Genomic DNA, 20,255 nt, shown 5'->3' on the forward strand with positions numbered 1-20,255 from the left:
TTGAGCTATGACCTCAACCGTACCGCGACCAGACCACCGAGTCCACGGGGGAGGTGCTGCCTCGGGCCTGGGTCCGTACACCGCAGCACCGGCTAGCGACTGGGTCGACCGTCTTGCCGCCGCCCGCCTTGAGGAGTTCGCCTCGCTATTCCACGAGGCGCTCACGGTGGGGGAGAGCCTCGACCACGAGATCCGCTCCCGCTGACACCGAGCGGGAGCGGCGGCCCGCGTCTCCCCGGCCGTGGCAGTCAACGGGCTTCCCGTCGATCGGCAAGCTCCGGCCCCCGACCCCATCTCGCCCTCCGCAGCCCGCTCACTGCCCCGCTAGCGGTGAGCATAGGCGCAAGAAGAAGGATCAACCGTGCCCGAAATATCCGCACCCCACGAAGGCCAGACAACCTCCGATCACCTGGCATGGCGGCAGCACGTCCCGACCCTGGCTGCTGCCGCCGCCGGCATCCGCGAGGCATCCGACGCCTGGGACGCGGTCTCGGATTCCCTCTGCGACCGCGACGGCTGGCCCATCGATGACAGCTACGACGACGGCAAGGTGAAACGTGACGCCGAAGCGTGGAAACACGTCGAGGTCTTCCTCGCTCACGGCCCCGAGGTACTGGCCGGTGTCCGCGCCGCTGCCAGCGGTGCCGACTACGTCGAGGGGCCGATCAGCGAGGACCTCCGGCGGCTGCGCGGGATCGACACCAGCCTGGTGCGAGCAGGCCAGATCCGGCACGAGTGGGATCAGGTCTTGGCGCTCATGGAAGGCTCACAACCCGGTTCGCGAGAGCTTTACGCGAGCCGGGCGGAGGAGATCCGCAACGCCGACGGCTGGCACTACGCGGACGAGTTGTCCTATCAAGGACCAGCGCTCGCGCGGGCTGGCGACTACTTGGCCCACCGGGCGGAGACGGATCAGCCTCCGCAGACCGAACGCGCCCAGGTAGCCCTCGCGCGGTCCGCGCCAGGCAACCGCAGCACTCCCGCTGCTTCGCCTCCTGCACCGCCCGCTTCCAATCAGTCACCCCCGCGTCGCTCTCGCTGACGCCCGTAACACAGAGTTCCGGCGCCACCAAACCGCCCAGTCTCCGGATCCTCGTGGAACGCCAATACCTCCACCGTCCCTCGGCCTTCGGCTCGCGCCGTCGACCGTTGGGGGCGCCCGGCCAAGGAGAGGTCCATGCAATTCGACCAGCCATTGGTCGCCCTCGATACCGAGGACACTCGCGTCACCGCGCACGTCAGCGCTCCTCCTCTGCGCTTCGCAGCGGCATCCGTGGAACGGGAGCACGGGTACGGACACGTCACCGCTCCCCTACGACAGCGCGGCCTGGAGTGCACCGTCGAATACGGCCTCAGCGACTACATCGTCCACGTCGGGCTGCCCGACGGCAGTGCGCTGATCATCTCGCCACCCCAGGAGCCGTCCACCGAGCACCCACCTGGGCATCCGGAGAGCTGGTTGGTGACCCGTGGGCACCCCGACGACTCCGCAGTCCACGAAGTGATCTACGACTCGGAGCCGGATGGCCCCCACGCGCAACACGGCGGCAGCGTCCCGAGTCTGCTCGCCGCGATCGACTCGCGCCTTGATCAGCTCGGCGTGACTCCCCGGGCGTGCACTGCCTCACCACGGGCGAGTGCCGCTCGCGCGCTCTCGCCGACCGCCCAGCGCGCGATGCCGGCACCACAGCCAGCCGCGTCGGCCATGCGCCCGGCGTTGCCGCCCCTTCGCCCCTCGCCCGCCCCCGGTCGCTGACCGCTTCCCGTCTTGGAGTCCACCATGACCCGCCCCACCAGAACCATCCCGACCCTCGACCGCCCCGGCCCCCGAGCTTCCACCGGATGGATCTTCCATGCCCAGCCACTACGACGTGCTGCCCGATCTGGCCTTCGGCCGCCACCCCGTCTACGGCATCGTCGCCGCGAACCCGAAGAGCCTCGCTGCCAGCACGTGGATGCTGAAAGGTTTCGACTTCCACCCCGTCCCAGACCAGCCGACGCTGTACGCGCTGGCCAATCAGAACCGTGATGGGGAAGGTCGTACGACCCGAGCAGTCGAGCTGCTACGCAAGGCTGGCTACCGGGTCGACGTGGACGCCGCGCTCGACCCCTCTCTGGCACACGATGCAGCACCCGTCCGCAGCCGGGGCCCGAATGGTGAACCTGATGTCGCCATCGCCGAGCACCCGCAACTCGGCATCGTGGCCGCCACCAGCGACCACTCCTCCTCGCTCGGCGGTCGACTCGTCCTGGAGGAACACGGCTGGCGGCTGAACCCGGACCTGGACATCTACACGCTGCCCACCACCGTCGACCGCAGTGAGGCCCTGGAGAAGGTCGCCAGCGCCACGGTGTCGATGCACCGATCCGACCTTCAGGTCGCGGTGCAGCCCCGTCTCGCCCAGGACGTTGCAGCCCGGCGCCCTCCGGCACTCGCGCCAGCCGCACGTCACGAGCACGATCAGAGCCTGGCCACCCACAAGTTCCCCGTCAGCGCTGCCGCGCTCGCCGCCAGCCCGGCCCGCGCCGGCGTCCCGGGCAGGGCTCCGGTTCCCGCTCCCGCCGCGTCTGCTCCTGCGGCCCGGCCGGTCGACCCGCGCATCGCGTTCTCCCGCAATCGCTGACCCAAGGCCCTCCTCGCCCTCGCCCAACACCCCACCACTTCCCGCCTCCTCCGATAGGAGATCCGCCTTGCCCGAAGCACCAGCAGAGCCGTTTATGACGATCCGGCACGCCATCACCGGCGAGATCACCACCACCAGCTACAACGCCGCCGCCCGGCGGATCCTGCTCCAGGACGGCTTCGAAGAGACGCCAGGCTGCGCCTGCCGAGCGACGGAACCCGGTACGGAGCGGACGCACGGGCCTGCTCGGCAGCCAGCGAGCTGCTCGTCGCCGGCAATCCCGTGCACCTGGACCGAGCCCTCGGTCGGCCGGTGAGCGACGACGGTACGCCCCGGTTGGCCCGGTCGCCGATGCCTGCACAGTCCGTGATCCCTCCGAGAACGGCCAGCCTCTCCCGCGCATGGCCAACCCCGCCCGCACCCACACCTGTTGAAGGACCCTCGTTGTGACCACACCCGGACCTCCTACCAGTTCAGCGCGCACCAAGGGCGGCGAACTACGGGCCAAGGTAGCCCGACTGCTGGCCGACCGGCCGGCAGATGCGCTCACCATCGGGGGCATGGCCCGGCATCTGGGCCACTCCCACGGAGCCGTCCGTAACGCCGCCCTCACCCTGGTGCGACGCGGCGAGGCCGACCAAGGCGGAAGCGGACAGCCGGAGTTCCGTGCGAATGCGAAGACTGCCGCAGCCGCGCAGACCGCTGTGATCAGCCCACCGGGCACCCACTCTCCCCGCGCTCAGGCGGCCATGGCCCGCACGACCATTCCCGCCGCAGCCACGCCTAGGCAGACCGGCCCGATCCGCCGCGCGGGGGGTCAGCTCTACCACCCCCGGGAGCTGGCCGATCTGCCCGATGTCGAGGCGTTGAACCGTCTGCGCGACGCCGACGTGCCGGTGCTGCTCTACGGCCCTCCGGGCACCGGCAAGACGTCGCTGGTGGAGGCGGCGTTTCCGGACCTGCTCACCGTCGCTGGTGACGGCGACACCACGGTCGGCGACTTGATCGGCGAGTACACGCAGGCCGACAGCGGAGGTTACGTCTTCCAGTACGGTCCGCTGGTCACTGCGATGACCGAGGGCCGTGCCCTGCTGATCGACGATGCCACCTTGATCTCACCGAAGGTGTTGGCGGCGCTGTATCCCGCGATGGACGGGCGCAGGCAGATCCAGGTCAAGGCCCACAAGGGCGAGACCATCAAGGCCGAGCCGGGCTTCTACGTGGTGGCGGGCCACAATCCCGGCGTCCACGGCGCGGTGTTGACGGAGGCGCTGTCGTCCCGGTTCAGCGTGCAGATCCAGATCGGCACGGACTATGACCTCGCCCTGGCCTTGAGGATCGATGCACGGGTTGTCCGGGTCGCCCGGCACCTCGCCCGCCAAGTCGAACTCGGCGAGCTGGGCTGGGCCCCCCAACTGCGGGAACTGCTCAGCTACCAGAAGACCGAGGCCGTCCTGGGCACCCAGGCCGCGCTCGCGAACCTGGTCGGCATCGCACCTGTGGAGGATCGCGACGCCGTCGCCGACGCCATCATCAAGGCTGCCGGCGTCAAGAAGATCGCTCCCCTCACTCTCGGCAAGCAGCTTCCCGCCTCGGCCGTCCGGCAGCCCCCGGGCAGCACCGGCTCCGCACAGCGGGGCCGCTCGCGATGAGCGCCCACCACCACGTCCAGTCCCCCGCCACCACGCCGGACGACGACGCCGACCTCGCACGCTGGGACGACGACGGCGCCCCGTCCGCGCAACCCCGTTCCTCCCCGGACGCGTGGCTGCGCGTGGGAGCCGAACTCGGCGACCGGCTGGTTGAGCTCTCCGGCCGCCAGGACCTCCTCGTCACCTGCCGTCCCGGCACGCGCAGCGGCGCACCGGCCGCGTTCTTCCCCACGCTGGGCGAGGTCGAGTTCGACGCCCGGCTGTTCGCCCCGCTCAGGCCCAATGAGGTCAATCCGCGGATCGTGGGCGACGAGGAGCGGTATCCCGCCGCCTGGGGAGTGTTCGTCCACGAGGCCGCGCACGCGGCCCACTCCGTCTGGACGGCGCCTACCGGAGCCAACCCCCGTGTCGTCGAGGCCGCGCTCCTGCTGGAGGAGAGCCGCGTCGAAGGCGCACACCTGATCACGCGGCCCACGGACCGCACGTACCTGCGTACCAGTGCCCGCACCTTGGTCATGCCCGACATCGCCCACCCCACCCTCCAGGGCATCGAGCACGCCGCCGGCGTGGCGGCCCTGATCCTCGGCCGCCGTGACGTCGGCATCCTGGACGCCGGCGAGACCCGGGCCGTCGCCGATCTGTGCGAAAAGGTGCTGGGCAAAGACCTGCTGGCCACCCTCACCCGCCTCTGGACCGCAGCCCACCAGTGCGCCGACCACGACGCCACGACCATGCTCGGGCACGCTCAAGAATGGTGCGACGCTCTGGACGCCGCTGCCCCCGCCCTGCCCGTGCCGGAGAACCTCACCGATCTGCTGTCCGGCGCCGTGAGGGTCGTCATGGACAGCACGGCCGCCACCGACGCCGCCGACCTCGCGGCACAGGCCGCAGCGACCAACGCCATGGCCGCGCAGTCCAAGTCGCAGGCACAGGACCGAGCCCAGCGGGCCGGCCAGCGACGCCAAGCCGCCGCCACCGCCAAGTCGGTCTTCAACACACGTGGCACCACCGTCAACCCCGACGGCACACCCGCGCCCTACGGCAACCCGGTCACCGGCACCCGCAGGCCCACCGCCGCCGAGCAGAGCGCCGCAGCTCGCCTGAGCCGCGCCCTGCGTGCCGCCGCCTACCGCGAGCGGACCGAGGAGCGGACCACCAGCCCCACCCCGCCCGGCCGCCTCAACATGCGCGCGGCCCTCGCCCGCGACGCTCAGCGCGCGGCCGGGTCGGTCCCCACCGCGGAACCGTTCACCCACACCCGCCGGCGCAGCTCGCCCACCCCACCGCTGCGCGTGGGTATCGCCGTCGACGTCTCCGGCTCCATGCGTGCCGCCTGCGCGCCCGTCGCGTCCGCCGCCTGGATCGTGGCACGCGCAGCAGCCCTGACCGACCCCGACTCCCGCACCGCCACCATCGCCTACGACACGCACCTGACCGCATTGACCCGACCCACCCACCGGGCACCGGAGCGCGTGACAACGTTCGGCGCCAACGGCAGCAGTCACAACCTCGCCAATGCCCTGGACGCGCTCGACCACGGCCTCGAACTCAGCCGCCCCGGCGCCGGCCGCCTCCTCGTGATCGTCACCGACGCCATCTACACCCCCGACGAGACCGCTCAAGCCGTCACCCGCGTCAAGCAGCTCACGACCGCCGGCTGCGCCGTACTCCAGCTCACCCTCACCGCGGAGTCCCGCCACTTGCAGGGGACCACCTTGCTGCACCTGCCCAAGCCCTCCAGCGCTCCCGCCGCCATCGCCACGGCGGCCACAAACGCCATCCGCAGGACACGTTGAGACGACGCAGAAGGCGGAAGCGTCCCCGAGACCACCGCCAAGCAGTCCAGACCACCTCCGTCCGCCGCATGAATCGTGCAACTGATGCACGACCCTCCGCAGCGACGCAGGCCACCACCCCAACCGCCAACGAAAGGCACTCGATATGAAGCCCCAGACCAGCAGCCCGACCTCGAACGTAACGCCCATCAAACGGAATTCCCCGGGGGTGGCGACCATCTGGCAGATCACCCACTCCTGCGGCCACTCGGCCGAGCGCGACCTGTCCAACCGGGCAGCCGACCGTCGCGCGGGCTTCGCCGAATGGCTCACCAAGCAGCCGTGCACCGACTGCTGGCGGGCCGCCAAGGACGGCGACGAGCAGGACAAGGCCGCCTGGCTGGAGGCCAAGCGGGCCGAGGAGCAGGCCGAATCCGAAGCCTGGTCACAGCAGTACCGGATGCCTCCTCTGGAGGGGACCGAGCGAGCGGTCGTCTGGGGTGTGCGCTGTCGTCACCAGATCCTGGCCGCTGCCTACACCGCCTTGGTCCTCGAAGGCGAGACCAGCGAGACGGAGTGGGAGGAGATCGAGGAGGCCGCTCGCACCGTCACCCGCGCCGGGTGGTGGATCGACCAGCGCTCCTCCGAGCCCGACGACCTCTCGGAACTGCTCCAGGCAGCCACCGAAGCCGACCGGCCGACCGAGAACCCCCACTTCTGACCGCACGGTGCCCCGCTTCGGCGGGGCACCGGCTCCCCTATCAAGGACCTGGATACCCCATGCCCGAGTACCCCCTGCGCTGCGATGTGCGGCGCACCGAGAGCACCACGGACCTCCTCGGCCACCTCCACCGCAGCGAGCCAGGCTTCGCCCCCTACCTGCTTACCGCCTGGTCCCCGGAGCTGACCGCCCAGGAGACCGTCGTCCTGCCGCACCTGGCATCGCTGCTCGATGAACCGGTCGCGCTGCGGAAACCGCGGAGCGGTCACACCGCGTCCCGGCGGCTCACCTGGCACTGCGCCATTCGCAACACCACCGACGTGGAACTCGACGACGACGACTGGTTCGAGCTGACGCGCGAGGTTCTCGACGCCACAGGTATTGAGCCGGAGGCCGACCTGGCGGCCTGCCGATGGGTGGCCATGCGCAACCAGGCCAGCGGGCTCGACATCGTCGCGACCGTCATCCGCCAGGACGGCCGCTGGGCCCGGTTGCACAACGACGCCTACTTCGCTCGCGCCGCCTGCGCGAACTTCACCTACGACCACGGCCTCGACGTCCCGGGGTGAGCGGCGTCTACCAGTGATCTCCGGCCGGGCCAAATCGCGGATTCTGCGGATCCTCTCTCCCTGACAGCCCGAAGACCGGGCTCTTGTTCGCCACTCCCCTTCGAGGTAGACGCCGTGATCGCCCACCTGCAGCGCGCCAGCAACACCGCCGGCCTGCTCTCGTACCTGTACGGGCCGGGCGAACGCGGTAACCACACCAGCCCCCGGCTGATCGCGGGGGACAGCCACGGAGCCCCGATCGACCTGCTCGCCGAGTCTGGCTCGCTGCCGTACTTGGCCCGTGCCCTCGACGCCCCCGTCGAACGCCTCGGGGCCCGCGCACCCGAACGGCCGGTTTGGATCTGCTCGGTCCGCTCCAACCCTCGCCGACCGGACCTCACCGACTCGCAGTGGGCCACGGTCGCCCGCCGCCTCGTGGCCGTCACCGGCATCGCCCCAGAAGGCGATCCGGACGCCTGCCGGTGGATCGCCCTGCGCAACCAGCCTCGGCAGGTACACGTCGTGGCCACCCTCGCTCGTGAGGACGGCAGCCTCCACAACGCCTACCGCGACGCCTTCCGCCTCCAGACCGAGTGCCACCGCCTCGCCACCGAGCTGGGCCATCTGCCCATCGCTCCGCACCCGCCAACCCGCGCCCAGGAGACCCACGTGCCTGCCCCCTCCATCACCATCACCGCCGAGCCCAGCGGCAGCGTCTCGGCGAAGGGCGCCGGCGACGACCTTTCCGCCACGCTCCTCAAGCACGCCGGCTTCCAGCAGATCGACGACTGGTACGGCCGACGCCATCGCCTTCCCACCACCACCCCGGCCTCTGATCGCGCAGCCATCGCCACCCACGCGGCCGAGATGCTCCGCGCCGCCCGCTACGGCGTCGACCTCGACCCCTCCCTTGACACCGCCCGGACGGCCACCCCGGCAAACCCGCTCGGGCCCTACACCGCCGGAGCGGAACTCCTCCGACTCACCGACCAGATCAGGTCTGCCGAGAACGGTGAGGACCTCCGACGAGCGGTCGACCACCTCCTTCATCCCGAACACGGCGCACTGGAGCGTGTCCGCGAAGCGCTGGAGGCGGCGGGCGAGCAGATCACAGACCTCGACGACGAGTCGTACCGGCTCGCCGACCGGTTCGACGTAGCGGCCGAGTTCGTCAGCGCAGCACGGTCGGAACTCAGCGGCTCAGAAGCCGAGTTGTCTCGTGTCGTCCCTGCTCCGCAGCCCCAGGACCAGACACGGACTCACCCTCCGAGGCTCCCCGACCCCCGAAGCGCAGCTCTCGCCACATCGCCCGCAGCGGCTAAGGCCAAGGTCTCCTCAACCTCCGGTGCTGGGGCATCGGACGCCAGCGCGGCCGTACGTCCGTCGCAGGCCCATGGCCCTCGGGCGCGGTGACCCAGATGATCTCTTCACCCGCTCCCATCGCCGGCCTGCCGCGCACCTATCTCATGCGGGCCACCGACGCCCTGGCCAGTGCGACGGCCACCTACGCCATCCCACTCCTGGTCCTGGTCACCACCGGCTCCACCGCCCTGACCGGCCTTGCATTCCTTCTCGAATGGGCACCTCGCCTGGCGGCCTTCTCCTTCGCCGGATCGATGGTCGACCGGTGGGGCGCCGGCCGTGTCTTCCGGCAGTCCAACCTGGTCCGTACCGCCGTGGTCACCCTGGCCGGTGCGGTGCTGCTCGTCCTGCCCGGCGCAGGGACCACGACAACTTGTGTGGTCCTGGCCTTCGGTGCTGTCTCCGGGCTGCTCGCGGAGGTTTCCTTCGTCGCGGTGGAGACTCTTGGTGCTGAGACCAGCCGCCGGTTGGGCAATGCGGCCCACCGGGTGCAGGCCGCACAGACAGGGATCGACCAAGGCGCGATGCTCGTCGGTCCGCTTCTGGGCGGCCTGCTGCTTCTGGCCAGCCCCACCCTGCTCCTGACCGCAGTCGCGTTGTTGGCCCTGACCGCTGCCGTGACCACATCTGGCGATATCGGCGCCACGGGTCACAGCCCGGAGCCCAGCAGTCTTCTGACCGGGTGGGCAACCCTTCGCCGTACCCCAGCACTCGCCTGGTTGGTCGGCGGCCTGGCCGCCTCCAACTTGGCCACCGGCGTCCTGCAGGCCGCCGCCCCGATCACGGTCATCCACCACTTCCACTACTCCACCGTCGCCGTGGGCTCGGTCTGGAGCGCGGCAGCCGTTGCCTCCCTGATTGCCGTGTGGATCAGTCGTCGTGCGATCGATCGCTTCGGCATCTGGCCGGTCGGCGCGGTGACGGCTGCTGTCTCAACCACGGCGTGCCTGGCGACCGCCCTAGCGCCGAGCTTCGCCACGTACACCGTGGCGGTGGCGGCGGTCATGGCTGGCGAAGGCGCGATGACCGTCGTCCTGCGCACGCTGCGGTCCCGTCTCATCCCGGCGCAGGCGTTCGGCTCCACCCTGGCGGTGACGATCATCCTGGTGTTGCTGCCGTTGCCGCTGGCCGGAGTCCTGATCGCGCTCGTACCCCCTGCTGGCATTCCGCACCTGCTGCTGGCGTGCGCCGCTCTCCAGGGCCTGGCGCTGAGCGCATGCTTCGCCGGTCTGCGACGGCACCGCGCCGCCTGCGACCTGCCCCACCCACAGGTCTCTCCGCTCCGCAAGGAGCCCGCCCCAGCAGCGGATGCCGTGTGAACGGTCGCTGAGCGGCCCAGTGCACCTTGCCCTTCCTCCTCATACCCACCACCGCATCACGGAGGCTCCCCATGTCCCGATCTACTCGCCCGCTGCTGATCGTCGTCGGCGGCACCGATCCCGTCTATCGCGGCTACTGCGTCGAACAGGCCGCCGCCGCATACCCGATCGCGCTGATCGACACCCAGCCGCCGTCCAGGCAGCAGCACCTGGTGGTCGACCACGAGGTCGCCGACACCCACGACCCTGAGTCCGTGGTCGCTGCCGGCCTGGCCCTGGCCGCTCGGCATCCCATCGCCGGAGTCGTCACGTGGGACGAGTACACGCTCGTGCCGACCGCTGAACTCGCTGCACGCCTCAACGTGCCCGGAAACAGTCCGGCGGCGATGACTGCCTGCCGGGACAAGGCGACCAGCCGACGCCTGTTCGCCGAGCACAACGTGCCTTCAGCCACGTCCACCCGCGTCGACAACCTGACCGACGCGAAAGTCGCCGCGCTCCGCACCGGTTTCCCGGTCGTCCTCAAGCCGTCCTCTCATGCTGCCAGCATCGGCGTCATCCGCGTCGATACGCCCGAGGAACTGCCTGCCGCCTGGGAGTTCGCTGCCGCTGGAGCCGGTGAGCAAGGCCCGGAAGGCAGCGGTGTCCTGGTCGAGGAGTACCTGTCCGGCCCGGAGATATCGGTGGAGTGCGTCACTCAGCGCGGCGTCACCACCGCACTGGCCGTCACCCGCAAGGAGGTCGCCTTCCCTCCGTACTTCGAGGAGGTCGGCCACACCGTGACTGCAGGCGACCCGCTCTTGCCCGAAGTCGCCTCCATTGCCGCCCAGGCCGTGCGGTCGCTGGGTGTCACGGCTGGCGTCCAGCACGTTGAGATGCGCCTCACCGCGTCCGGTCCGCGGATCATCGAGGTCAATTCCCGGATCGGCGGCGACCTGATCGGGCAGCTCGTCCGCCTTGCCACCGGACTCGACCTACCTCGGATCGCGGCCGACATCGCCTGCGGACAGATTCCCGACCTGACGCCCACGGCGCACACCACCGCCGCGATAAAGATCATTTATCCCCTGGCCACAGGCACCATCGCCGCGCGCGACCTGGCGATCCACCCTGGTCCGGAGCACCCGTGGCTTCACCAGGTGACCTGGCTCCGAGACGTCGGGGAGCGGGTCGTACTGCCGCCGTCGGGCAACCTCGACACCAGCCGGGTCGGCTTCGTCATCGTCACCGCCGACAGCGCCGAAGAGGCCCGGGACTCTCTCTCGTGCCTCGCCGACGCTCTGACTCTGTCGATCACCCTGTGAACCTTCCGCTGCCTTCCTCAGCCACAAGACCGGCATGCGGACCTGAGTCCGTCCATCCGGGTGGGGAGCACGTCAGCCTCGTGCCCCCACCCATCCCGGAAGTCCAGCGCACGACCGAGGAGCAACCGTGCCCGAGTTCTACCCGAGTATCGGCGAGGCCGTCGGCGCCGCGATGAAGCACAACATCCGGCTCGCCCATGGCAACGAAACGCCGGGTCTCGACAAGCCTCTGCAGGTCCGCCACCTGCCCCACCCTTCCTCCGACCCGTACTCCCTCCCCGGGATGATCGCCCGGCTCGCCGAGACCGCGACGCCCAATGAGGTCGCCGGAATCATCGAGGAGGTCAACGGCGCATTGGTCGGGGCTCTCCCGCAGCTGACCGAACTCGTCGCCGCTGCCGCCGACTGGACCCGTGTCCGTCTGACGTTTGACGACCCGAACCACAACCCCACCTTCGAGACCTGGACACGGCTGGCCGCTGCCCACGGGATGCTCCTGGACGTCCAGGAGCAGTTGGAGATCGCCGAGGACGGGATCGCCGCGTGTCCTGCCGAACTCACCGATCCCAGGCACCACGAGATGGTTAACGTCCTGCGGACCAGGGAGCTGCTCAGCGACGTCCTCGGTGCTGGTCCGGTCGCCTCGCCCCCGCCGGCCGCCGATGGCAACGCGGAAGCGAACCGGCAGCGCGCTGCCCGTACCTCCTCGCCGAAGGCTGCCGCCCAGCGCCCGGCCTCCCCGGCGGGCTCCGACGCGGTGCCGAGCACTCCGCCGCCCCGAGCTCCTCGTACCCGATAGCCCTGACCGCCGACCCCCTTCCTGGACAGGAGCTTCCTAGATGACCAGCAGAAGAGCGCCGCGTGCCCCGCCTCCATCAATCGCCTGCGCTCACTTCCAGGACCCACCATGCCCGCACCGCGTAACAGCGCGCCCTCGACCACCACCGGGTCGGACGCGCTCCTCTACCTCCTCTTCGGCATACTCGGCATCGCGCTCGCCTTCGGTTCGCTGGCCTGGCTGAGCGGCAATCTCACCAACTCGCTCTTTGGCAGCGGGCCTTGGGGTCCTTTCAGGGCCACGGATGCGCTGCTTCACCCCGATGCGCTGTGGCCGAACCTGAGCCCCACCGCCCTGCTGGTCGGCGCGCGGATCATCCCCGGCCTGCTGTCCGTCTGCTTCACCATCCTCGGCCTGGTGCTGTGGATGCGCCTGCGCGGTGGCCCGAAGAACGGCCTCGCCCGGAAGGCCGACCTCGCCCCGCTGCTGGACAAGGAGATCACCGCCAAGGCCAGGAGCCTGCGGCCGTCCCTCAGCGACCGGGAGTGTAAAAGAGGTCGCCCCTGCCGACCGCGGCATCCTTCTCGGCACCCTTTCCCCGGGACGGGCCAATGTCCGCGCGTCCTGGGAGGACGTGATCGTCGCGATCATGGCTCCGCGAAGCGGTAAGACCTCCGGCCTCGCGATCCCCGCGATTCTCGCCGCGCCCGGCCCAGTCCTTCTCACCAGTAACAAGGCCGCGAACGACGCCTTCACCGCGACGGTGGACGCTCGCGCCGAGGTCGGCACGATCTGGACCCTCGACCCCCAGCAGATCGCCCACCACCCGCGCGAGATGTGGTGGGACATCCTGGCCGACGCCCGCGACCTGGCCGGGGCGAAACGTTTGGCTGGCCACTTCGTCGCCGCCAGCGTGGACGAGTCGAACGGCTCCGACTTCTGGTCGACCGCCGCGAGCAACACGCTCGGCGCGCTGTTCCTCGCTGCCGCCAGTCACCGGCGCCCGATCACCGATGTTCTGGCCTGGCTCGCCTCCCCCGCCGACCGGACCCCGGTCGACCTGCTCACCGATGCCGGCCACGACGCGGTCGCCGCCCAGCTCCAGGGCACTGTCTCCGGCGCGACCGAGACCCGCGACGGCATCTATGAGACTGCGCGGCAGTACGCGAGCTGCCTGCTCGACCCGGACGTTGCAGCCTGGGTCACGCCCGCCAAGGATCTCCCCGAGTTCAAGCCCTTCGCCTTCGCCACGTCCCGCGACACCCTGTATCTACTGAGCAAGGACGGCGGCGGCAGCGCGAGCGCGATCATCGCCGCAGCGGCCGACGCCGTGATGCGCGCGGCCGTGGTCGTCGCCGAGCGCTCCGGTGGACGGCTGGATCCCCCCGCGCTGTGCGTGCTCGACGAGGCTGCGAATGTGTGCAAGATCAGCGATCTCCCGGACTTGTACAGCCACTTGGGCAGCCGAGGCGTCATCCCGATGACGATCCTGCAGTCCTACCGGCAGGGCCAGCGGTGCTGGGGGGAGGCCGGCATGGACGCGCTCTGGTCTGCGGCCACCGTCAAGATCATCGGTTCGGGCATCGACGACGCGGACTTCGCCGACCGGCTCAGCAGGCAGGTCGGCGACCACGACGTGCAGACCACTTCGGTGTCGACCAGCGACGGCGGCAAGTCCACCTCGGTGAGCATGCGGACCGAGCGGATCCTGCCGCCCGATGCGATCCGCGCCCTGCCCAAGGGCAAGGCATTGCTCCTCGCCACGGGCATCCGGGTCGCCATGCTCGATCTCCGGCCTTGGTACAAGGAGCCGTCCGCCAAGGTGGTCGGCCCGGCTTCGGCCCGTGCGACGAAGGCGATCACCGATCGGGCCATCGCGAAGACCCACGGCCGTGACGACTTCGGGTTGTCGGCATGAGCGCGCCCACGCCGCGTCCCGGGCGGTTCGTACGCTCGCCGGTCGTTCTGCGCGACGGACAGTGGTGGTTGGTCAGCGGGGCCGGCTCGATACTCGCTTCCGATCCCACGTTCACCAGCACGCTGGACTGCCTCGCCCAGGCAATGGCCGCTGCCGACCAGGCGGTCGCCGACCTCCGCGCCCGGGAGAGCGAACCTCCCGCTTTTGATGCAGGCGGCCAGCGATGAACCCGCTGCTGGGCGCGGAGCAGGCGGTGCTCGGTTCCGTGCTGCTCGACCCGGGTCAGCTCTCGCACCTTGACTGGCTCGCGCCGGGTCACTTCTACCGGCCGGTCCACCAGGCGCTGTTCGCCGCGTTGCGCAAGCTCCGGGACGATGGCCACCCTGCGTTGGCCGAAGAGTCCGTACCGCTGTCGTGGGTGACCGATGCGGTCGACGAGGCTGGCCTCCACGTACGGGGGCTGACCGCGGTGTACGCCCACACCCTGATCTCGGCGTGCCCGCGTCCCTCGCACGCTCCGGTGTACGGCCGCATGGTGCTGGAGGGCGCGATCCATCGCAGCATCACGGAACACGCGATTCGCCTTCACCAGGCGGCTCGCGCCGACGCCCTGCAGGGCGAAGTCGCGGGAGCCCTGCATCACGCGGACGTCCTTACCGGCGTGCTCAGCGATCTCGCACAGCGGTGGGGTACCGAACCGCGCCCGGTCGCGCCCGCCGCTCCGGTGGCCACCGTCCCGGTCGCGCCACCGCCGGTTCGGGCCGACCAGGTCGCCGAGGACGAGCGGTTCCTTCTAGCCGTCCTCGCTGAGCAGCCGAAGGCCATGGACGAGGTAGTCGGCTGGCTGCGGCCTGGCGACTTCGCCGACGCCACCCACGGGCAGCTCTACCGCTGCCTCGGCGCCCTGCACCACCGGGGTGAGCCCATCGATCGGATCACGCTGCTCTGGGAGGCCCAGCGGCGCGGCCTGCTGGCCGACGGAACGCTGTCCAGCGATCAGCTCGCCGCCATCTGCGACGGCGTGGGTCCAGGCAGCGCCGAATGGCTCGGCGAGCTGGTGATGCGCTCGTCGGTCACCCGCACGGCGGCGACCTCTGCGCGTGAGATCCGGGCCTTGGCGGAGAACGAGGCTCTGGCCCCCGGGCGGCTGATCAATCACGCCTTGCACGCGCTCGGTCCACTCGATGAGGTGCGGGCCCGCTGGCAGACGGCGAACGGCCGCCCCGCACCGACGCCGCCGGCCCCAGCTCCTTCGCCAACCGGGCCGCCCCCTGCGCAGGTGCACGCGGCGCTCGCCCGCAGCACGCCGCGCCCAGTCTCGCCATCCTCGGCCCGGCCTGGCTCTGCCCCCAGCCCGGCCGCCGTGCGACCGCCCTCTCGCGGACACGGCTGACCCCTCCCCCTTTCCGTCGCTCGTCCTCATCCCTTGGGAATCACCGTGAACAACACCCCCATCTCCGACGCCTTGGCCCTGCGTGCCACGGCCTCGGCTTTCGATGCCCAGCGCGGCAAGCTCCCGGTCCCCGGAGACGTCCACCGCTCACCCGACAGCGTCGCCGTCGCCAGGCAGATCTCCGAACTCGGCGCGCTGATAAGCAGTTTGGGTGACGAAGTCCTCTTCCGTGTCGTCGACCACGACCAGGAGGCCCACAGTGCACGGGTTATCACCAGCTTCGCCGGCGCCGTAGGACCTGCCGGCGAGGCGGCATCCGCTCTCGGGGCCGTGGTCCACCAGCTCTCGTTCCTGAACCAGACCGAGCACCTGCGCGACCAACCCGATGCCCGGGACGCTCGGGAGGCTGCGGCGCGGGTGACGGATGACGCGCTCGGCACGGCGGACACGGCCCTACGCGAAGCCGCCGATTCCCTTCACGCCGCGTCGGCGACGGTTTCTCCTCCGTCCGTACGGCTGCAGGCAGCCCGTAGCCGGTCCACGACCGCGGCTCCTGCATTCGCTTCACCTCCGCCTACTGTCCCGGGAGCAGCCGCTCCTGCGGACCGGATCGCTCGGGGTCGGTGACATGCAGACCGCCATCGAGTGCCCTCCGCTGATCGGCTCGCTCTGCTCGGGGTACGGCGGGCTGGACCTCGGCGTCCAGTCCGCGCTCGGAGGCACGCTGGCCTGGCACGCGGAAGTCGATCCGAATGCTTCGCGCATCCTGGCCCGCCACTGGCCCGGCGTCCCGAACCTGGGCGATATCACGACCGTCGACTGGTCCGCCGTTCCTCGGGTCTGCGTCCTGACGGCGGGTTTCCCCTGTCAAAGACGTCTCGGTCGCCGGCCGCCGGGCCGGACTCAACTCCCAGACCCGCTCTGGGCTGTGGCTGCACGTGGCCCGTGCGGTCGAGGCCCTCCGACCCTGCCTGGTTGTGATCGAGAATGTGCGCGGCCTCCTCACCTCACCCGCCGGTTCCCCTGGCGACGTGGAATTCTGCCCGTGGTGTCTGGGAGACGCCCCAGGTCAGCCTCCTCTGCGAGCACTCGGTGCCGTACTCGGATCCCTGGCCGACCTCCGGTACGACGCGAAGTGGCGCGTGCTTCGCGCCTCCGATATCGGAGCCCCGCACCGCCGCGAGCGCACTTTCCTCGCCGCCTGGCCTGCCGAACACGCTGTTCAAGACGCCGACCAGCAACATCGCGAAGAACGGCGGCTCGCAACACCCCTCCAAGAGGAAGAGCGGAGGACACGGCCCGAACCTGGCCGACGAGGTGGAGTGGCTCCTGCCTACACCGAAGGCATCGGACGGGATCAAGGGCTCGCCCAACCAGCGGCACGGCAATGGGGACATGACCCTGCCGAGTGCGGCGGCGTCACTGCTGCCCACACCGAGGGCCAGCGACACGGGCACCCCGGGACGCCGACCGGGCAAGGGGTGGCGCCCTCCCCTGTCGGCAGTGGTTCTGCCGCTCTGGACGGAATCGGCTCCGGAAACCGAGGGGGCGACCAGCGATGGGGGGCATACGGAGCCGCCATCACCCGATGGGAGATGCTCACCCGCCCCGCGCCGCCGCCCACTGACGCGGCCGGACGCCTTCGCGCCGACTTCGTGGAGTGGATGCAGGGCCTGGAGCCCGGCTGGGTCACCGCCACTCCCGGGCTCGGACGACCGGCTCAACTCACCGCACTGGGCAACGGCGTCGTACCTCAACAGGCCAGTCGGGCAGTGCAGTTGCTGGCGCCGCCCTTCCCGCGCTGCCCTCGCTGCGCGACGGCGTAGCGCCCCACTACCGGGTTTCTCCGGCCGGACCAAATCGCGGTTCCTCCGGATCCTCTTCCTCATGTCGCCGTCTCACAGATGGAGCACGCCCCCATGTCCGACACCAGCACGACCGCCCCCGACCCGGAGCCGTTCCGCGTCCCCGACGGGGACCTCGACGACCTCGCCAGCACCCTCGCCAAGACCATGGCCGAGGTCAGGCAGCACGGCGTCATCCTCGACCGCCTGGGCTCCGAGCCCGCTCCCGCCTCCGCCGCGATCCCGTCGGCGGACGACGTTCCGGCCGCCGAGGCGACCAGCTCCGCGCAGGAGGATGGCCCCGCTTCGGTGTTCATCCTCGCCTTGGGCGGCGAGGCGTACGCCATCGAGATCGCCGCCCTCAGCGACTGGGTGAACTACCTCTTCCTCCCGGTGTACGGCCGAGAGATCAGCACGACCCGCCCCTGGTGTTCGCGGTGGCACGAACACCCCGAAGCCGTTGCACGGTTGCACGCCCTCTGGCTCGCGTGGCAGCAGCTCACCGATGCCGAGGCCGGCCTGTCCGGCCCGTCCACGTGGCACCGCGACCACCTGGACCAGGCGCTGGCCCATCTCCGTGCTCCCGACGGTCCCTTCGCCGCGTGCACGACGAGCGCGACCCGGCCCAACCATCGTGTGCTGGCCACCCCCGCGCCGCAGTTGGAGTTGGCGGCATGAGCAGTGAACTCGACTTCCGCCTGGATGACTTCGACCCCGCTGACGCGGATTCGGAGTACGCGGAGCAGCGTTTCTGGGCCGGTGATCTCACCGTCCTGGCCGAGCACCACACCACCCCCAACGGCTCCCACGACTTCGTCCTCGCCCACGACGGCTCGGTCACCTGGGGAGTACCTGGCGAGCCGCAGATTCGCGCGATCAAGGTCGCGCGGGACCTCAACCAAAACACCTTCACGTTCGAGTCGACCTATCACTCCACCGTGTCCTTCGCTCAGAACTGGCTGATCGAGCGCGGCTGCCCGCCCGAGCGGATTTCCCAGGTCGGCAACGATTTCATGAAGCCCGCTGACGATCTCACCGCGCGGGTCGAGCAGAAGCTCCGCACGTCGGGGGACCGGTACAAGGTCCTCGACAGCTACACCTCGGACTTCGACCCGTGCGAGACATGGACGTTGACCCGCGACTCCATCGCTGCTCAGGCGCCGATTCGCATCTTCCTCGAAGAGGGGGACTTCGACGCGCACACGTACACGATGCGGGAGGGTGCCTTCGCCGACGAGGACGCCGCCCGGCAGTGGCTGGACGACCGCAGCACCGCGCTGCCGCAGCCGCCGGAATACCGCGGAGACGCCGCTGTCCTCCGGACCCGCGCTGCCCTCACGCGATCGGCCGGCGCTTCCGCGATACCGAAGGCCGGCCTCGACGCCCCCAGCGCACCGTCGACAGGAACGACACAGCGACCGAACCCGGGGCGGTCGATGTGAGCCGCGCCCGCTTCGCCTTCTCCGCACATCCGGACGCCATCGCGGACCTACGGGAGCTTCCCGACGAGATGCGTGACTTGGCTCTGCTGGAGCTGCAGAACCTGGTCCACGGCAGCGACGACTGCCTGCCGCTGAAGGGTCGCCTCGCGGGCTTCCACAAGGTCTACGTCGATCCGTCCGTCTCCTACCGGATGGTCATCCAGTTCCGCCCGGCTCCGCCGACTTCGCACCACAAGCGCGAGATCTATCTCGTCGCCGCCGGTAGCAGGAAGGACTACGCGGTCTACCGATCGGCACACCTGCGTACCGGACCCCACCAGGACACCGAGACAGCCTCTGCTTCCGAGGCGCGCGTGCAGGCCGCTCGATCCCGCTCTCCCCGCGCGGTCGACCAGCCGACTGCGGTCCCGGCAACTCCTCCCCCAGCAGTCCAACCCACGGCTGCCGCTCCTCGAAAGGCTCCCCAGCGATGACCGCCGACCGCACCCCCCTGTCCCGTACCGAACTGGCTGACCTGCTCACCGAGGTTGCGCACAGCGTCTCCGGCATCCTCACCGCCGAGTACCCGACGGCCGCTAGCCGCTCCTACTTGCACCCCGTGCTCGGTGCACTGTCCGCCGGGCCCCGGGTCGTCTGCGAGCTGAACGACCGGCTCGAAGGCTTCGTGGCCGAAGATCCGCTCCCCACGACACCGGCAGGTCTCTTCACCTTGGCCTCCTACGCTTCGGCGCTGGGGTGGCTCACCGAGTCCCTCGCCGAGCTGACCGCCTCGGTCGACCGGATCTGCACGCGCGTCGGCATCCCTACGGAGCCGCCGAACCCGGCCTTCGCCGCACGGGCCAGCGTGGAGCAGAACAGCGAGTTCGACTTTGCCTTCAGCGCTCTGGAGCTGGCGGCGATCCGTACTGCGGCTGAGGCCGCCGGCCTCGCGCCGGTCGACTACGTCGAGGTGCTCTCCGAGTCCCTGCTTGCAGCCTCCCGGATCACCGACGCCTGCATGGAGATCTCCAGCGGTCTGCTCGAAGACGCCGCGTACGTCCTCGGCGAGGCGACCGACCACGTCTGGATCGGCGACGGTCCCGAGAGCCTTCCCACTCTGGTCCGCTCCCTGCTCGCCCGGATGGAGGCGGCGGAATGAACCCTGATGACGCGACCGGCCGGGACGATGACTGGGCCATCTCGGGTGATCGCTGCCTCGGGGCCCTCGAAGCCGTCGAGGCCGGCGGACTGCGGTTCCACCAGAGCGCGGTCTACGGCTACATCTACCTCTCCGACGGACATGGCCAGCGGCCTAACCCGGAGGTCTGGCCTGAGACGGTCCAGCGGCTGGTCGCCGACGGGCTACTCGACCAGGACACCAGCGAGGGGCTGTACCGGCCTGGCCAGCCCCTCTCGCTTACACCGCAGGGCGAGGTGGCCCTCCGCGAAGCCCGTACGGCCACGCCGCGCGTATCCGCCGCCCTCAGCCGCAGCGGCGCTGCAGCGATCTCCGGCCACGGCGTCGACCCATCCGCCGTACCTGCGACAAGCACGGCCACCAAGTCGTTCCGTTCCCGCTGATTCCCTAGAAAGGAC

Annotated in this window: 21 protein-coding genes and 2 pseudogenes; all 23 read left to right on the top strand. The window is 70.2% G+C overall.

The features are described 5' to 3' along the window. Window positions 1-7: 7 nt before the first annotated feature. The 23 genes and pseudogenes from ACIBK8_RS21000 (at window position 8) to ACIBK8_RS21110 (ending at window position 20,240) form a co-directional block, all read left to right on the top strand. Complete coding sequence (locus tag ACIBK8_RS21000; RefSeq protein WP_399043316.1) at window positions 8-205, top strand: hypothetical protein; 198 nt, start codon at window positions 8-10, stop codon at window positions 203-205. Window positions 206-409: 204 nt separating this feature from the next. Beyond that, the gene (locus ACIBK8_RS21005) at window positions 410-1,042 is read left to right on the top strand and encodes a hypothetical protein (protein WP_399043394.1); all 633 of its coding nucleotides are present in this window, start codon (window positions 410-412) and stop codon (window positions 1,040-1,042) included. A 135-nt stretch (window positions 1,043-1,177) separates the two neighbouring features. Further along, complete coding sequence (locus ACIBK8_RS21010) at window positions 1,178-1,756, top strand: hypothetical protein (protein WP_399043317.1); 579 nt, start codon at window positions 1,178-1,180, stop codon at window positions 1,754-1,756. A gap of 97 nt (window positions 1,757-1,853) precedes the next feature. Next, window positions 1,854-2,624 carry a hypothetical protein gene (locus ACIBK8_RS21015; RefSeq protein WP_399043318.1) on the top strand — a complete coding sequence of 257 codons (771 nt, stop codon included), beginning with the start codon at window positions 1,854-1,856 and terminating at the stop codon, window positions 2,622-2,624. A 94-nt stretch (window positions 2,625-2,718) separates the two neighbouring features. Beyond that, on the top strand, window positions 2,719-2,940 hold the full coding sequence (locus ACIBK8_RS21020; RefSeq protein ID WP_399043395.1) for a hypothetical protein: 222 nt from the start codon (window positions 2,719-2,721) through the stop codon (window positions 2,938-2,940). Window positions 2,941-3,070: 130 nt separating this feature from the next. After that, the gene (locus tag ACIBK8_RS21025; protein WP_399043319.1) at window positions 3,071-4,276 is read left to right on the top strand and encodes an AAA family ATPase; all 1,206 of its coding nucleotides are present in this window, start codon (window positions 3,071-3,073) and stop codon (window positions 4,274-4,276) included. Then, entirely contained in the window at window positions 4,273-6,072 is a 1,800-nt protein-coding gene (locus ACIBK8_RS21030; RefSeq protein ID WP_399043320.1) for a hypothetical protein, read from the top strand. The genes ACIBK8_RS21025 and ACIBK8_RS21030 overlap by 4 nt, the downstream gene beginning before the upstream one ends. Window positions 6,073-6,280: 208 nt before the next feature. Next, on the top strand, window positions 6,281-6,772 hold the full coding sequence (locus ACIBK8_RS21035; RefSeq protein ID WP_399043321.1) for a hypothetical protein: 492 nt from the start codon (window positions 6,281-6,283) through the stop codon (window positions 6,770-6,772). Between the two features lie 59 nt (window positions 6,773-6,831). Further along, window positions 6,832-7,341, top strand: coding sequence for a hypothetical protein (locus ACIBK8_RS21040; RefSeq protein ID WP_399043322.1), 510 nt, complete (start codon window positions 6,832-6,834; stop codon window positions 7,339-7,341). A gap of 114 nt (window positions 7,342-7,455) precedes the next feature. After that, window positions 7,456-8,733, top strand: coding sequence for a hypothetical protein (locus ACIBK8_RS21045; protein ID WP_399043323.1), 1,278 nt, complete (start codon window positions 7,456-7,458; stop codon window positions 8,731-8,733). A 5-nt stretch (window positions 8,734-8,738) separates the two neighbouring features. Beyond that, entirely contained in the window at window positions 8,739-10,001 is a 1,263-nt protein-coding gene (locus ACIBK8_RS21050; protein WP_399043324.1) for an MFS transporter, read from the top strand. Between the two features lie 71 nt (window positions 10,002-10,072). Further along, window positions 10,073-11,305, top strand: a complete 1,233-nt coding sequence (locus tag ACIBK8_RS21055; protein WP_399043325.1) for an ATP-grasp domain-containing protein — start codon at window positions 10,073-10,075, stop codon at window positions 11,303-11,305. A 127-nt stretch (window positions 11,306-11,432) separates the two neighbouring features. Continuing rightward, window positions 11,433-12,104 (top strand): hypothetical protein, encoded by a 672-nt coding sequence (locus tag ACIBK8_RS21060; RefSeq protein WP_399043326.1) that lies wholly within the window; start codon window positions 11,433-11,435, stop codon window positions 12,102-12,104. 108 nt (window positions 12,105-12,212) lie between these two features. After that, a pseudogene (locus ACIBK8_RS21065) lies at window positions 12,213-14,001 on the top strand (type IV secretory system conjugative DNA transfer family protein). A gap of 223 nt (window positions 14,002-14,224) precedes the next feature. After that, window positions 14,225-15,394, top strand: coding sequence for a DnaB-like helicase N-terminal domain-containing protein (locus ACIBK8_RS21070; protein WP_399043327.1), 1,170 nt, complete (start codon window positions 14,225-14,227; stop codon window positions 15,392-15,394). A gap of 45 nt (window positions 15,395-15,439) precedes the next feature. After that, window positions 15,440-16,021 (top strand): hypothetical protein, encoded by a 582-nt coding sequence (locus ACIBK8_RS21075; protein WP_399043328.1) that lies wholly within the window; start codon window positions 15,440-15,442, stop codon window positions 16,019-16,021. Between the two features lies 1 nt (window position 16,022). After that, a pseudogene (locus tag ACIBK8_RS21080) lies at window positions 16,023-16,202 on the top strand (hypothetical protein); the annotation flags it as partial. A gap of 118 nt (window positions 16,203-16,320) precedes the next feature. Continuing rightward, the gene (locus tag ACIBK8_RS21085) at window positions 16,321-17,220 is read left to right on the top strand and encodes a DNA cytosine methyltransferase (RefSeq protein WP_399043396.1); all 900 of its coding nucleotides are present in this window, start codon (window positions 16,321-16,323) and stop codon (window positions 17,218-17,220) included. A gap of 93 nt (window positions 17,221-17,313) precedes the next feature. Further along, the gene (locus tag ACIBK8_RS21090; RefSeq protein ID WP_399043329.1) at window positions 17,314-17,916 is read left to right on the top strand and encodes a DUF4913 domain-containing protein; all 603 of its coding nucleotides are present in this window, start codon (window positions 17,314-17,316) and stop codon (window positions 17,914-17,916) included. Next, entirely contained in the window at window positions 17,913-18,680 is a 768-nt protein-coding gene (locus tag ACIBK8_RS21095) for a glycosyl hydrolase (protein ID WP_399043330.1), read from the top strand. Before ACIBK8_RS21090 ends, ACIBK8_RS21095 begins: the two co-directional genes overlap by 4 nt. Then, entirely contained in the window at window positions 18,677-19,153 is a 477-nt protein-coding gene (locus ACIBK8_RS21100) for a hypothetical protein (protein WP_399043331.1), read from the top strand. Before ACIBK8_RS21095 ends, ACIBK8_RS21100 begins: the two co-directional genes overlap by 4 nt. Further along, the gene (locus tag ACIBK8_RS21105; protein WP_399043332.1) at window positions 19,150-19,818 is read left to right on the top strand and encodes a hypothetical protein; all 669 of its coding nucleotides are present in this window, start codon (window positions 19,150-19,152) and stop codon (window positions 19,816-19,818) included. Before ACIBK8_RS21100 ends, ACIBK8_RS21105 begins: the two co-directional genes overlap by 4 nt. Then, window positions 19,815-20,240 carry a hypothetical protein gene (locus tag ACIBK8_RS21110; protein ID WP_399043333.1) on the top strand — a complete coding sequence of 142 codons (426 nt, stop codon included), beginning with the start codon at window positions 19,815-19,817 and terminating at the stop codon, window positions 20,238-20,240. The genes ACIBK8_RS21105 and ACIBK8_RS21110 overlap by 4 nt, the downstream gene beginning before the upstream one ends. The last annotated feature ends 15 nt before the right edge of the window (window positions 20,241-20,255 follow it).

This window comes from Streptomyces sp. NPDC050161 (assembly GCF_044460025.1).
GTDB lineage: Bacteria > Actinomycetota > Actinomycetes > Streptomycetales > Streptomycetaceae > Streptomyces.

Coding starts and splice junctions, on each gene's coding strand:
- ACIBK8_RS21095 (WP_399043330.1), top strand. CDS start 17,913: ATGAGCAGTGAACTCGACTTCCGCCTGGATGACTTCGACCCCGCTGAC.
- ACIBK8_RS21070 (WP_399043327.1), top strand. CDS start 14,225: ATGAACCCGCTGCTGGGCGCGGAGCAGGCGGTGCTCGGTTCCGTGCTG.
- ACIBK8_RS21105 (WP_399043332.1), top strand. CDS start 19,150: ATGACCGCCGACCGCACCCCCCTGTCCCGTACCGAACTGGCTGACCTG.
- ACIBK8_RS21020 (WP_399043395.1), top strand. CDS start 2,719: ATGACGATCCGGCACGCCATCACCGGCGAGATCACCACCACCAGCTAC.
- ACIBK8_RS21050 (WP_399043324.1), top strand. CDS start 8,739: ATGATCTCTTCACCCGCTCCCATCGCCGGCCTGCCGCGCACCTATCTC.
- ACIBK8_RS21040 (WP_399043322.1), top strand. CDS start 6,832: ATGCCCGAGTACCCCCTGCGCTGCGATGTGCGGCGCACCGAGAGCACC.
- ACIBK8_RS21000 (WP_399043316.1), top strand. CDS start 8: ATGACCTCAACCGTACCGCGACCAGACCACCGAGTCCACGGGGGAGGT.
- ACIBK8_RS21110 (WP_399043333.1), top strand. CDS start 19,815: ATGAACCCTGATGACGCGACCGGCCGGGACGATGACTGGGCCATCTCG.
- ACIBK8_RS21090 (WP_399043329.1), top strand. CDS start 17,314: ATGTCCGACACCAGCACGACCGCCCCCGACCCGGAGCCGTTCCGCGTC.
- ACIBK8_RS21010 (WP_399043317.1), top strand. CDS start 1,178: ATGCAATTCGACCAGCCATTGGTCGCCCTCGATACCGAGGACACTCGC.
- ACIBK8_RS21015 (WP_399043318.1), top strand. CDS start 1,854: ATGCCCAGCCACTACGACGTGCTGCCCGATCTGGCCTTCGGCCGCCAC.
- ACIBK8_RS21055 (WP_399043325.1), top strand. CDS start 10,073: ATGTCCCGATCTACTCGCCCGCTGCTGATCGTCGTCGGCGGCACCGAT.
- ACIBK8_RS21030 (WP_399043320.1), top strand. CDS start 4,273: ATGAGCGCCCACCACCACGTCCAGTCCCCCGCCACCACGCCGGACGAC.